Source organism: Micromonospora sp. C97, assembly GCF_018070385.1.
Classification (GTDB): domain Bacteria; phylum Actinomycetota; class Actinomycetes; order Mycobacteriales; family Micromonosporaceae; genus Micromonospora; species Micromonospora parva.
Genome location: NZ_JAGPXU010000007.1, coordinates 26,445 through 39,428, shown reverse-complemented (window position 1 = coordinate 39,428; position 12,984 = coordinate 26,445). Strand labels below are relative to the sequence as shown.

Genomic DNA, 12,984 nt, shown 5'->3' with positions numbered 1-12,984 from the left:
GTCAACCGTTCGTCGGGACGGCGTGATCGGCGACCATCGTCTCGGTGAGCAGTTGCGCCAGCCGGGTGGCGTCGCGCTGGGCCTGCCCGGCGCAGCAGTTGTTGAACAGCACGTGCAGCTCGTCGGGGAGAGCCGCGAACTCGGCCAGCCGTCCCGCCCAGTGCCGCAGCTCGTCCTCGGCGTAGGCGTAGCGGAACTTCTCCTGCTTGTCGCCCTCGACCCAGGCGTCGCTGTGACCGTGGAACCGGACGACCGCCGGCTCCGCCGTCATGCTCAGGATCGGCGGCACCGACGACGGGTGTCCCTGTGGCATGTCGACACAGACCACTGACAGGTCGTGGGCGCGGAGCAGGTCCAGGGTGTCCGCCGCGGCCGCGTCGTCCAACCAGGAGCCGTGCCGCAGCTCGACACCGACCCGCCACGGCCGGCAGCGCTGCGCGAGCTCGACGATCCGGCGTTCGGCCGCCGGGCTGCGCACCAGCCACGGCGGGAACTGCAACATCACCACACCGAGCTTGCCGGCCGCCGCGATCGGCGCCAGGGCCGCGCGGAACCGGGTCCACAGCTCGTCGTACGCCCGCTCCGGCAGGTCACGGCGGCGGATCCGGCTCGGGCCGGCGGCCGGACGCAGATCCCGGGGCAGCACGGTGACCGGCGTCGGGTGACCGGTGAAGAGGCTGAACGCCTTGACGTCGAAGGTGAAGTCGTCCGGTGTGGCGTCCACCCAGCTCTGGGTCGTCTCCGGCACCGGGATGGCGTAGTAGGACGTGTCCACCTCGACCAACGGGAACTGGCTGGCGTAGAAGCCCAGCCGACGCGCCGGCGTGCTGGCCGAGCGGGGGTACCACCCGGAGCGCAGCAGGGACTGGTCCGCCCAGGACGACGTGCCCACCTTAATCACAGCCATGTCATTCAGTGGACCGCCATCGACGCGGATCGGCAACCGCTGGCGGTCCTCCGTCGACCTGGTGCCGTGCCCGGGAAGTGTCGGTGCCCGGCAATACGGTGGCACCGGGTGGACATCGACGAAAGGGTGGCGGCATGACCAGCACTGAGCAGCTCACCGGTGAGCGCACCGATCTCCTGCAGGCGCTCCGCAGGCACCGCGGTTTCCTCTTGCAGACCGTCGACGGGCTCACCGACGAGCAGGCGGCCAGTCGCCCCACCGTCAGCGGTCTCTGCCTCGGCGGCCTCATCAAGCACGTGGCCGGCGTCGAGCACCGGTGGATGCTCTTCGCGGTGGGCGGCGCGGAGGCGATGGGCCGCGAGGAGGTCGACTGGGTCGGTCAGTTCCAGATGGCACCGGGTGAGACACTGGCCGGTCTGGTCGAGCGCTTCCAGGAGGTGGCCGCCCGGACCGACGAGTTGGTCGCCACCCTCGACCTGGACGCGGCGCACCCGTTGCCGCAGGCTCCCTGGTTCGAGCCGGGGGCGAGCTGGACGGTCCGCCGGGTGCTGCTGCACCTCATCGCCGAGACGTCCCAGCACGCCGGGCACGCCGACATCCTGCGCGAGTCGATCGACGGCGCCAAGACCATGGGCTGACGCCGACCGTCATCGCCACCGCCTGCGCTGATTCTCGGCCTCACCGCAGGCGGTGCCGGCGTTCGGTGCTCCGATCTCTCGCGTAGGCGTCGGAGTGACCCCAACGGCCGGGGATGTCGAGCAGTTCCAGCCGGCCGAACCCCTCGGGCACCGCCGGGTCGACCAGCAGGTTGTCGCCGGTGGGCCGCAGGCCCAGCACGGTGGCGAGCAGCATCAGCAGGGACCCCGACGACCACGCCTGCGGGCGGCAGCTCGTCGCCAGTTGCACGGGGTAGGTCGTCAGGCTGCGCTCGTAGCCGGCGATCACCTCCGGCACCTCGCCACCGAGCGTCAGCGTCATGTCGAAGACGCCGGCGGCGATCCGGGCCGCCTGAGCGCCGAGGCTGTAGCGACGCAGCCCGGCGGCGATCACCGCGTTGTCCGACGGCCACACCGCGCCCAGGTGCGCGCCCACCGGGTTGTAGGTGCGCTGCCCGGTGGCGAACGTGCGTACCCCCCAACCGCTGAACAGTCGCGGCCCGACCAGGTGCTCGGCTACCGCCTCCGCGCGGTCGTCAGCGACGATCCCGCTCCAGAGCAGGTGCCCCATGTTGGACGCCAGCGCGTCGACCGGCTCTCCGTACGGGTCGAGCGCCAACGCGTAGTACCCCCGGTGTGGCAACCAGAAGTCCCGGTTGAAGCGCTCCTTCAGCGCTGCCGCCTCCCGTTCCAACCGGTCGGCGTACGCGAGGTCGCCCCAGAACTCGCGGGCCAGCCGGGCGCCTCGGCGCTTCGCGTCGTACGCGTAACCCTGCAACTCGCAGGTGGCGCGGGGGAAGGCGGGCTGTCGACCGTGGGCGTCGACGATCGCGTCCGGGGAGTTCTTCCAGCTCTGGTTGACCGCGCCGTAGCGCTCGTTGCGGCGCTGGTAGCGCACGTAGCCGTCGCCGGTCAGGTCGCCGTACTCGTCGATCCAGTCCAGCGCCATCCGGGCCGGGTGGCGCAGCTCGCGGACCAGGTCCGCGTCACCGGACCAGCGCTCGTACTCGTCGAGCAGGACGACGAAGAGCGGGGTGGTGTCGGCAGCGCCGTAGTACAACGCGCTCGTCCGTTCGCGGAACGCCCCCGTCTCGCCGTACCGCAGGTGGGCCAGGATCTTGCCGGGCTCCTCTTCCAGCCAGTCGTCGAGCTGACCGCCCTGCACGAGCGCCAGCATCCGCAGCGTCGACGGGGCCAGTTCGGGGGTGAACGCCATCGTCTGCAGGCAGGTGATGATGCTGTCCCGCCCGAACAGACCCATCGCCCACGGCAGACCACCGATCGGCACCCGCTCGCGGTACGAGAACGGCTGGTAGCGCAGCGCCGCCAGGTCCGCGAGGCTGCCCTGGTAGAGCTCTTCCAGGCCGGCGCGCTCGGCCACCAGTTGCGGCGCACGGTCCAGCCACCGGCTCAGGTCCTCGTCCATCCCCGTGCGCAGGGCGTGCTGGTGCGACTGCAGGTCGGCGCGGAGATCCCGGCCCTCCTCGCCGCCCATGGTCACTGTGACGTGCAGGTCGGTCTCCCACCTCCCCTCGGGTGGGATGCGGATCCGGAAGGTCATCCCCTGCTCGTCCACGTCGGCGGGGACGGTGCTGCACACCGTGGTCTCCCGGATGAACCGTTCCCGCTGGTAGCGCAGCACGAGCTGCTGACGCGCCGGGTCGGCGGCGACCTCGACGGCCCGCTGCCGCACCTGCCCGACCTCGACGATGTCGGTGAAGTCGCTGGCCATCTCCAGCCGGACGGTGTATTCGGCGGGCTGCGACGAGTGGTTGAGCACCGTGATGTTCTCGTGGAAACAGTCGTGAACCGAACGGTGCCTGATGATCGACACGTCGGCGTCGATGTAGTGGCTCGCCGTGCCGGGAACCAGGAAGAACCGGGTCTCGAAGTAGGTGAGGTCGTCCCGGGACAGGGCGTTGGTCCGTTCACCGTCGATCCGCAGCACCCAGTGCGACAGGAACCGGGTGTCGTACGCGAAGAGTCCGACCGGGAGCTGCGGGTCGGGCTCGATGTCGCCCTGGGCGTCGGTGATGGCGAAGATGTTGCCCGCGATGACGTGCACCAGTTCCTGCTTCACGGCCGACCACCCCGAGCGGTCGTCACGGCCCGGCCAGCAGACACGGCCCCGCCGGCAGGCGTGGCCCAGCCAGCCGGCGCGCCCCGGCCGGCAGGCGTGGTTCGGCCGGCAAGCGCGGCCCGGCCCAGCTCGCGCGGGTGACGGGCGCCGTCCGGCCCGGAGAAGATCCGCCGCAGCAGCATCAGCAGTTGCACGTTGCCGTGCACTGTCACCTCGTTGCGCAGCAAGCCCGCTCCGGGGTGCAACTCGCCGCGAACCATCCGGTCGAAGACCGCCCGGTCGGCCCGCACCACCAGCTCGGCGTCCTCGGCCGAGCGGGTCACCTGGACGTGTTGGTCGGCGATGGTCAGGTACCAGTGGTCGGTGCTGCCGTCGTCACGGACATCCAACCGCAGCGTCCCCGCGGTGGTCTCCGGCAGGTCGGGTCGCCGGCCGGTGTCCAGCTGTCGCAGGTACTGCTCCGCCGTCGCACCCATCAGATCCCCTCCCCACGGTTCCCCGCAGGATCACCCGCGCCCGGGTGAGGCCGGTTCACCCGGAACGGGTGAGGGTGCCCCGGGGTCGCGCCGGTGGCGGCCCGTTTGCCGGGCGACGAGGTGGGCAGGCCAGTGGTTCAGCCGACACAGACGGGAGCACCGGCATGCGTGCACTGCGGTTGCGGGAGTGGCAGTCGGAACCGGAGTTGGTCGAGGTCCCCGACCCGACGCCCGGGCCGGGTCAGGTGGTGGTCCGGATCGGCGGTGCCGGCGCGTGCCACTCCGACCTGCACCTGATGGACGAGTTCGAGCCGGGCACGGTGCCCTGGAACCCGCCGTTCACCCTCGGTCACGAGAACGCCGGCTGGGTACACGCCCTCGGCGACGGGGTGACCGGGCTGTCCGTCGGGCAACCGGTCGCGGTGTTCGGGGCATGGGGTTGTGGCACCTGCGCACGCTGTCGGCTCGGGATCGACCCGTACTGCGAGAACCCTTCCGCCGCGCCGGTGCCGAGCGGAGGCGGTGGGCTCGGACTGGACGGCGGGATGGCCGAGTTCGAACTTGTCCCGCACGCGCGGCACGTCGTACCTCTACCGGAGGGTCTGGATCCGGTGCAAGCCGCACCGCTGACCGACGCGGGGCTCACCCCGTACCACGCCGTCCGGCGCTCCTGGCCGAAGCTGCCACCGGGCAGCACGGCCGTGGTGATCGGGGTCGGCGGGCTGGGGCACGTGGGCGTGCAGATCCTCAAGGCCACCACCGCCGCGCGGGTGATCGCCGTGGACACCCGGGCCGAGGCGCTGCGACTGGCCGAGGAGTGCGGCGCGGATCGCACGGTGACCTCCGGACCGACCGCCGCCGAGGAGATCCGGGATGCCACCGGAGGGCGGGGCGCCGACGTGGTGCTGGACTTCGTCGGCGCGGACAGCACCCTGGCGCTCGGCGTGGCGGCGGCCCGCACCGTGGGCGACCTGACCATCGTGGGGATCGGCGGCGGCACCGTGGGAGTGTCGTTCTTCTCCGTGCCGTACGAGCTGAGTATCGCCACCACCTACTGGGGCAGCCGACCCGAGCTGGTGGAGGTGCTCGACCTGGGCGCCCGGGGCCTGGTCCGGCCGAGCATCACCACCTTCGCGCTGGACGACGCCCTGGACGCGTACCGCCAGATGCGCGACGGGACCCTGGAGGGCCGGGCGGTGATCGTGCCGTGAGCCCGGCCGTCAGCCGGCCTCGAGGAGGCCACGCACGTAGGCGGCCTGGCCGACGTGTTGCAGGTCGTCCTCGACGACGCTGACCAACCGGACGCCGAGGGTGACCGGCGGATCCCACGCCTCGTCGACCACACGGTCCAGGTCCGCCGGGGCCAGACCGGCCAGGAAGTCCCCGGTACGCGCGGCGACCGCCCCGTAGTAGTCGATGAGCGCCTGCGCGCTCTCCGGCCTTACCGTCGCGACCTGGGCGGGCGAGTGCCCGTAGCCGGTGTTCTCGGGGTCGGCGGCGAGCCCGAACCGCCCCGCCCAGTCGCCGCTGGCCCAGATCTGGTCGGCGTCGAGGACCTCGGCGACATGATGGTCCTGCACCCGGGTGAGGTGCCAGACCAGCCAGCCGATCGAGTTGGCGCCCGGGGCGGGCTGGTGGCGCAGTTGCTCGGGGCTGAGGCCCTCGACCGCCGCGCGGACGAGGTCGGGCAGTCGGTCGTACGCCTCGGTCAGCAGGTCACTCACATTCACGTGCTGCGCCTTCCTGGTCGGTTGCGGATCAGGTACCGCCGGAGACGGGCGGGCAAACCTCGGCCGCTACGGTGATCAAATGGTCGCCGCGCTGGAGTTGTACCTGGACCCGGACGCCACCCGCCGGATCCGGGTGCTCTGGGACGCGCTGGAGGCCGAGGGCGTGCAGAGCATGCGCTCGCTGCTGGAGCAGCGCCACCGTCCACACGTCTCGCTCATGGTGGCGCCCCGGTTCGACCCGGAGCAGGTCGCCGAGGCGTTACAGGGGACGGTGGTGGCCGCCCCGTTGCGGCTCGAATTCCAGCACGCCGGCCAGTTCGTCGGTCGGGTGCTCTGGCTCGGCCCGACGCCCACCCCGGAGTTGCTGGCGCACCACCGGCTGGTGCACGACCGGCTCGCCGCCGCCGGCATCCCCCTCGCCGAGCACTACCAGCCGGGGCGCTGGGTGCCGCACTGCACGCTGTCCATGCGGGTGCCGAACACGCTGATGGCCGCCGCGGTGCGCCGCTGTCTGGAGGTGTTGCCGCTGGCCGCGACGGTGGTCGGCGCGGCGCTCACCGACCATGCCCGGGGCATCGCCCACCCGCTGCCTTGACCGTGACTCGACCGTCGCTGCGTAATGTCCGGTTTGGCGGGCGGCAGTCGGAAACCCGAAAACAAGCGGTGCGGAAGTGGCCGGGCGTGGGAAGGTTCGAGTGGCTGTCGTACCGGTGGTGGGCTGCTCACGGGCGGTCCCACCCGGCCGGTGGCGCGAATTCACCCCGCGCCGCCCACGGCGGCTTCGACGAGGAGAGGCAGGGCCCATGCAGGCTCAGCGCAGGCCACCGCGCACGGAGCGGAGCCAGACCCGGGACGACCGGACCGGCGGCGGAATGACCGGGGCAGCCACCCCCCTGACGATCTGGGCGGCCGCCGTACTGCTCGGCAGGATCGGTGCCGGCGACGACGACGTCGAGGACGAACGGCACATCCTGCGCGGCATCGAGTGAGCCTCGGCCAAGGGCTCAGAGCCAGCCGCGCCGCTTGAAGATCACATAGAGGGTGCCGCAGACCAGCAGCATCAACAGCAGCGCGAAGAGGTAACCGAAGCGCCAGTTCAGCTCCGGCATGTGGACGAAGTTCATGCCGTACACGGTGCCGATGAGCGTGGGAGCGAAGAGGATCGCCGCCCAGGAGGAAACCTTCTTCAGCTCCTCGTTCTGGCTGTAGCTGGCCGCCGTGAGACTGCGCATCTCCTCGTTCTGCTGCTGCGAGACGAGGGTCGCGTTGACGGTGAGGATGTTCTGCAGCAGGTGCCGGAAACCGTCCACCCGCTCCACCACCTGGGTCAGGTGGTCGGTCACGTCGCGCAGGTAGCGGCGCAGCTCCTCGTCGGCGCTGGCGCTGCCCGCGCCGACGGCCAGCGCGTCGAGCACGCTGAGCAGGGGGCGGGCGGCCCGCTGGAACTGGATGACCTCGCGGCTGAGGCCGTAGATGCGGCGGCTGGCGTTCGGGTCGCCACCGAACACCTGGGTCTCGATCTCGTCGATGTCGTTCTCCAGCCCGGCCACCACCGGCGCGTACCCGTCGACGACCTGGTCCAGGATCGCGTACAGGACCGCCTCCGGGCCCCGGGCGAGCATCTGCGCCTCGGTCTCCATCCGCCGCCGCACCGCGGCCAGGTCCGGTGCCTCACCGTGGCGGACGGTGACCACGAAGCCGGGTCCGATGAACAGGTGCAGCTCGGAGAACTCGACCTCCTCCCGCAGGTCGTCGTAGCGGGCGGCGCGCAGCACCACGAACAGGGTGTGGCCGTAGCGCTCCAGCTTGGGCCGCTGGTGGGCGTTGATCGCGTCCTCGACCGCCAGGTCGTGCAGCCGGAACTCGCGGGCCAGTGAGGTGATCTGCTCGATGTCGGGCCGGTACAACCCGATCCAGGCCATCGCGTCGTCCTGCTCCTGCAGGCAGCGGTACGTCTCGGCGAGGCCGGACGGCGAGGCGAACCGGTGCCCCCGGAGGTAGACCGCGCTGTCCACCAGGCCGTGGGAGGCGGCGGGCGACTCCGGGGGCGGCACCACGCCGACCCTCGTCTCGTACTTGTCGAGTTGACGGCCGAAGCCACCACCCGGGCGGAAGCGACGGCCGCCGACCATGCCCTGTCCCCTCCCCCGGTGCCGTCCGGTCCGGACCGGGAGGCTGCATCCCCGGTGCCCTGGGCCCGAAACCCGCCGGGGTGTCGGCTGGGTTCCGCGCACCGGCGGACGGCAGCGGCCCCATGGGCGGATACTCACGGTGACCGTGAGCGGGATGACGGGGGACGCGCCGGTGACGTTCGACAGACGCGCCGGCCGGTTGCGGGGGTGGCTGCTCGACGCCGGCTCGGACCAGGCCGTGCAGCACCCGGGGCCGCACGGGCGCCCGCCGGAGCACCGGCACCACCCGTGGTGGAAGGTGATGTGCCTGACCGGTGTGGACTACTTCTCCACGTTGGGTTACCAGCCGGGTATCGCGGCGCTGGCCGCCGGGGCGCTCTCGCCGGTGGCGACGCTGGTGCTGGTGCTGGTGACCCTGCTGGGGGCGTTGCCGGTCTACCGGCGGGTGGCGGTGGAGAGCCCGCACGGTGAGGGTTCCATCGCGATGCTGGTCCGCCTGCTGAGCTACTGGCCGGGCAAACTGCTGGTGCTGGTGCTGCTCGGTTTCGCGGCCACCGACTTCATCATCACCATCACCCTCTCGGCCGCTGACGCGACGGCGCACATCGACGAGAACCCGTTCTGGCCGAGTGCGCTCAAGGGGCACGAGGTGCTGGTCACACTGCTGCTCGTGTCGCTGCTGGGCGCGGTGTTCCTCAAGGGATTCACCGAGGCGATCGGGATCGCCGTCGTCCTGGTCGCGGTCTACCTGACGCTGAACGCGGTGGTGGTGGCCGACGCGCTGTGGCGGGTGGTGAGGCATCCGAGCGCGGTGGGCGACTGGACCTCCGCGCTGACCACCGGGCACGGCGACCCGTGGCTGGTGGTCGGGCTGTCGCTGCTGGTCTTTCCGAAGCTGGCGTTGGGTCTGTCCGGCTTCGAGACCGGGGTGGCGGTGATGCCGAGCGTACGGGGTGACCCGCAGGATTCAGAGGCACGACCGCTGGGCCGGATCCGTGGCGCGCGCCGGCTGCTGACCACCGCAGCGGTGATCATGAGCGTTTTTCTGATCACCAGCAGCGTGACGACAACGGTGCTGATCCCGCCGGACGCCTTCCAGCCGGGCGGGCCGGCGAACGGGCGGGCGCTGGCCTATCTGGCGCACGCCCACCTCGGCGAGGTGTTCGGCACCATCTACGACCTGTCCACCATCGGGATCCTCTGGTTCGCCGGGGCGTCGGCGATGGCTGGTCTGCTCAACCTCGTGCCGCGCTACCTGCCCCGCTACGGCATGGCGCCGACCTGGGCGCGAGCCGTCCGGCCACTGGTGCTGGTCTTCACCTCGGTGGCGTTCCTGATCACGATCATCTTCGAGGCCAGCGTGGACGCGCAGGGCGGCGCGTACGCCACCGGGGTGCTGGTGTTGATCACCTCGGCCGCGACGGCGGTGACGCTCGCGGCGCTGCGGCAGCGTCAGCGCGGTCGCACCATCGCGTTCGGCGTCATCGCGGTGATCTTCGTCTACACGACGCTGGCGAACGTGGTGGAACGCCCCAGTGGCGTCAAGATCGCCGCTTGTTTCATCGGCGGGATCATCCTGGTGTCGGTGTTGTCCCGGCTGATGCGGGCCTACGAGCTGCGCGTCGATCACGTCGAACTGGATCCGGCCGCGGCCCGGATCATCGACGAACGCGCCGGCCGGCGGATCCGCCTCATCGCGCACGAACCCGACCGGCGCGACGAGGCGGAGTACCGCGCCAAGCTCGCCCAGACCATGGCGGACAACGACTTCCCCGACGACAGCGACGTCATCTTCGTCGAGGTCGAGGTCACCGACCCGTCCGACTTCGAGACCGAGGTGCTGGTCCGCGGCAGCGTCGTCGACGGCCGCTTCCCGGTGCTCAGCCTGGCCAGTTCGTCGGTGCCCACCGCGCTGGCCGCCCTGCTGCTGGAGATCCGCGACCGCAGCCGTCGGCGGCCCCACATCTACTTCGAGTGGTCCGAGGGCGGCCCGGTTCGCAACTTCCTGCGCTACCTGGCGTTCGGGCAGGGCGCGATCGCCTCGGTGACCCGGGAGATCCTGCGCCGCCAGGAACCCGACCCACACCGCCGACCGCACGTGCACGCCGGCTGACCTGGGCGCGGACGGCTCGTCGCGCACGGTGAGCGTGGTCATACCGACTGGACGCGGCACCCGTTGGTGCTGCTAGCCTCGGCGCAGGTCATGAGCGCCAGCGCGAAGCCCCGGCTCGCTGGCCGGCAACCCTCCTCCGCGGTGGGGTGCCCCGGGTGAAGACCAGGCACCGGCACGACGTCGGTGCAAGCGTGGCCTGGCACCCAGGTCAGCACAGACCCGGGAGAACCATGCGCATCCTCAGCACCACCCCACCGACTGACGTCGCGGACCTCCGCACCGGTCGACCCTCGCCCGCACTGACCCGGCGACGGCACGTGGACACGATGCGAATGTGCAGCGCCGCCTGTCGTCGCGGCACCGCGCTCTAGCACCACCCTCCCGAAACCCCTTTCCACCGGTACGCCCATCGGGCGCGCCGTCGGTGGCGCACACCCACGCCCGCCGAGACACCACCCTTCGGAGACACCAGTGCGATTCCTTCCCGCAGTGACCCGTGCCGCCGCCCTGGGGGCGGCGACGATCCTGGCCGCCACCGCCCTCACCGCCTGCGGCGACGACAGCTCGTCCGACGCCACCACCAACCCGTACGGCCTGGCCCAGCCGGGCGTGCTGCGCGCCGGCACGCTGACCGACGCCCCGCCGAACGTGTACCTCAAGGACGGCAGGTTCACCGGCTTCGACAACGACCTGCTGACCGCCGTGGCCGGCAAGCTCGGCCTCAGTGTGGAGTTCGTCGGCACCGACTTCTCCGCGCTGCTCAGCCAGGTCAACAACCGCAAGTTCGACGTCGGCAGCTCCTCGATCACCATCACCGAGGCTCGCAAGAAGACAGTCGACTTCGGCAACGGCTACGACTTCGGCTACTTCGGCCTGGACGTCCCGGCCGGCTCGCCGATCACCAGCTTCGACCAGCTCACCGGCAAGCGGGTGGTGGTGGTGCAGGGCACGGTCCAGGACGACTACGCCACCGGCAAGCAGCTGAACCCGGTGCGGGTGCCGGACTACAACGGTGCGATCAACCAGCTCAAGGCGGGCACCGCCGACGCGTGGATCGCCCCGGCGGAGATCGGCGAGAAGTCGGCCGCCGACAGCAACGGCAAGATCACCGTGGCGGCCAAGCAGCTCAGCCCGGCACCGACCGCGTACGCCGTGGCCAAGGGCAACGACAAGCTGCGCGAGGCGCTGAACAAGAGCCTCGACGAGGTCATCGCCGATGGCACCTGGACCCGGTTGCAGGCGCAGTACTACCCGGGCCGGCCGATCCCGGCGGACTTCAAGCCGGGCAGCGGCGCGGTCACTGTGGCGCCGTCGGCGTCCGCGTCGGCGGCGTCCTGAACCGGTGACGAGCGAGCGGGGCGGTAGGAGAGGCGACACATGGATCCGTTGAGCACCCTGTGGGAAACGTTCTTCGACTGGGACTCGATGCGCGAGGCGCTGCCCGAGATGCTGACCGTCGGGTTGCCCAACACGCTGATCCTGGCGGTCTCCGCCGCTCTGCTCGGCTCGGTGCTGGGCCTGCTGCTGGCCGTCGCGGGGATCTCCCGCAGCCGCTGGTTGCGCTGGCCGGCGCGGGTCTACACCGACGTGTTCCGAGGGCTGCCGGCCGCCGCGACGATCCTGCTGATCGGCGTCGGGTTGGCCCCGCTGGGCATGCAGGTCTGGGGACCGGACCCCTACCCGTTGGGCATCCTGGCGCTGTCGCTCATCGCTGCCGCGTACATCGGGGAGATCTTCCGCTCGGGCATCCAGTCGGTGGAGGCCGCCCAGTTGGAGGGCGCCCGGGCGCTCGGCTTCTCCTGGGCCGACGCGATGCGGCTGGTGATCGTCCCGCAGGGCATCCGGCGGGTGCTGCCGGCCTGGGTGAACCAGCTCATCGCGCTGATCAAGGACTCCAGCCTGGTCTACTTCCTCGGTCTGGTGGCCAGCCAGCGGGAGCTGTTCCGGATCGGGCAGGACTACGCGGCCACCACCGGTAACGAGTCGGCGCTGCTGCTGGCGGGGCTGTGCTACCTGGCGTTGACCGTTCCGTTGACGCACGTCGTGAACTGGATCGACCGCCGGCTGCGCAACGGTCGGCCGGCCACCGCGCCGACAGACGAGGACGACGACACCGCGCCGTACGCGATGGAAGGGGACCGGCGATGACCGCCGCCAGCACGACCTCGGTCAGCCTCGACGTACGCGACGTGCACCTCGCCTTCGGACCGAACCGGGTGCTGCGTGGCGTCGACCTGTCGGTGCCGCGTGGCGCGACGGCCTGTGTCATCGGCCCGTCCGGGTCGGGCAAGTCCACACTGCTGCGCACCATCAACCGGCTGATCGAACCGGACCGGGGCGACGTGCTGCTGGACGGGCGCAGCGTGCGGGGCGACGACCCGGACGCGCTGCGGCAGCGGGTGGGCATGGTGTTCCAGCAGTTCAACCTCTTCCCGCACATGAGCGTGCTGCGCAACGTCACGCTGGCGCTGCGCCGACTGCGCAAGCTCGGTGAGGACGAGGCGGACGCGCTCGCCCGCGCCCAGTTGGAGCTGGTGGGGCTTGCCGGCAAGGCGAACTCCCGACCGGCGCAGCTCTCCGGTGGTCAGCAGCAACGGGTGGCGATCGCCCGTGCGCTGGCGCTGCGGCCCGAGGTGATGCTCTTTGACGAGGCGACCTCTGCGCTCGACCCGGAGCTGGTCAAGGGTGTGCTCGGGGTGATGGCCGACCTGTCCGCCGCCGGAATGACCATGGTGGTGGTGACCCACGAGATGGGCTTCGCCCGGCAGGTCGCCGACACCGTCGCCTTCATGGACCGGGGTGTGGTGCTGGAGGCCGGCCCGCCCGAGGCCGTCTTCGAGCGGGCCGAACATCCGCGGCTGCGCCGGTTCCTCGACCAGGTGCTCTGAGC

At 71.2% G+C, this 12,984-nt stretch carries 13 protein-coding genes and 1 riboswitch; of the genes, 8 read left to right on the top strand and 5 right to left on the bottom strand.

Annotated elements, in window-relative coordinates; all coding sequences use genetic code 11:
- Position 1 precedes the first annotated feature (1 nt).
- The gene (locus tag KBX26_RS12630) at positions 2-907 is read right to left on the bottom strand and encodes a DUF72 domain-containing protein (protein WP_051708761.1); all 906 of its coding nucleotides are present in this window, start codon (positions 905-907) and stop codon (positions 2-4) included.
- Between the two features lie 134 nt (positions 908-1,041).
- Here KBX26_RS12630 and KBX26_RS12625 point away from each other — a divergent pair, with 134 nt between their 5' ends.
- Positions 1,042-1,545 carry a DinB family protein gene (locus KBX26_RS12625; RefSeq protein WP_030335876.1) on the top strand — a complete coding sequence of 168 codons (504 nt, stop codon included), beginning with the start codon at positions 1,042-1,044 and terminating at the stop codon, positions 1,543-1,545.
- Positions 1,546-1,585: 40 nt separating this feature from the next.
- Here KBX26_RS12625 and KBX26_RS12620 read toward each other — a convergent pair whose 3' ends face one another.
- Entirely contained in the window at positions 1,586-3,643 is a 2,058-nt protein-coding gene (locus KBX26_RS12620; RefSeq protein ID WP_210865483.1) for a glycogen debranching N-terminal domain-containing protein, read from the bottom strand.
- Entirely contained in the window at positions 3,640-4,119 is a 480-nt protein-coding gene (locus KBX26_RS12615) for an SCP2 sterol-binding domain-containing protein (RefSeq protein ID WP_210865482.1), read from the bottom strand. Before KBX26_RS12615 ends, KBX26_RS12620 begins: the two co-directional genes overlap by 4 nt.
- Positions 4,120-4,283: 164 nt before the next feature.
- Here KBX26_RS12615 and KBX26_RS12610 point away from each other — a divergent pair, with 164 nt between their 5' ends.
- Positions 4,284-5,330, top strand: a complete 1,047-nt coding sequence (locus tag KBX26_RS12610) for an NAD(P)-dependent alcohol dehydrogenase (RefSeq protein ID WP_030335882.1) — start codon at positions 4,284-4,286, stop codon at positions 5,328-5,330.
- Positions 5,331-5,339: 9 nt separating this feature from the next.
- Here the strand turns inward: KBX26_RS12610 and KBX26_RS12605 are convergent, their stop codons facing one another.
- A complete protein-coding gene (locus tag KBX26_RS12605; protein ID WP_210859231.1) occupies positions 5,340-5,849 on the bottom strand; it encodes a DUF664 domain-containing protein in 510 nt (169 codons plus the stop codon).
- A gap of 79 nt (positions 5,850-5,928) precedes the next feature.
- On the opposite strand from KBX26_RS12605, the gene KBX26_RS12600 reads away from it, so the two are divergent.
- Complete coding sequence (locus KBX26_RS12600) at positions 5,929-6,444, top strand: 2'-5' RNA ligase family protein (RefSeq protein WP_030335886.1); 516 nt, start codon at positions 5,929-5,931, stop codon at positions 6,442-6,444.
- Between the two features lie 208 nt (positions 6,445-6,652).
- Positions 6,653-6,838 (top strand): hypothetical protein, encoded by a 186-nt coding sequence (locus tag KBX26_RS12595; protein ID WP_091401337.1) that lies wholly within the window; start codon positions 6,653-6,655, stop codon positions 6,836-6,838.
- A gap of 15 nt (positions 6,839-6,853) precedes the next feature.
- On the opposite strand, the gene corA is transcribed toward KBX26_RS12595, so the two are convergent.
- Positions 6,854-7,981 carry a magnesium/cobalt transporter CorA gene (gene corA, locus KBX26_RS12590; RefSeq protein WP_210859233.1) on the bottom strand — a complete coding sequence of 376 codons (1,128 nt, stop codon included), beginning with the start codon at positions 7,979-7,981 and terminating at the stop codon, positions 6,854-6,856.
- A 154-nt stretch (positions 7,982-8,135) separates the two neighbouring features.
- Here corA and KBX26_RS12585 point away from each other — a divergent pair, with 154 nt between their 5' ends.
- The 4 genes from KBX26_RS12585 (at position 8,136) to KBX26_RS12570 (ending at position 12,982) form a co-directional block, all read left to right on the top strand.
- Entirely contained in the window at positions 8,136-10,094 is a 1,959-nt protein-coding gene (locus KBX26_RS12585; RefSeq protein WP_210865481.1) for an amino acid transporter, read from the top strand.
- Between the two features lie 86 nt (positions 10,095-10,180).
- Positions 10,181-10,292: riboswitch (SAM riboswitch) on the top strand.
- A 273-nt stretch (positions 10,293-10,565) separates the two neighbouring features.
- Positions 10,566-11,432, top strand: a complete 867-nt coding sequence (locus tag KBX26_RS12580; RefSeq protein ID WP_210859235.1) for an ABC transporter substrate-binding protein — start codon at positions 10,566-10,568, stop codon at positions 11,430-11,432.
- A gap of 39 nt (positions 11,433-11,471) precedes the next feature.
- On the top strand, positions 11,472-12,242 hold the full coding sequence (locus KBX26_RS12575; protein WP_030335893.1) for an amino acid ABC transporter permease: 771 nt from the start codon (positions 11,472-11,474) through the stop codon (positions 12,240-12,242).
- Complete coding sequence (locus tag KBX26_RS12570) at positions 12,239-12,982, top strand: amino acid ABC transporter ATP-binding protein (protein ID WP_030335896.1); 744 nt, start codon at positions 12,239-12,241, stop codon at positions 12,980-12,982. Before KBX26_RS12575 ends, KBX26_RS12570 begins: the two co-directional genes overlap by 4 nt.
- Positions 12,983-12,984: the final 2 nt, after the last annotated feature.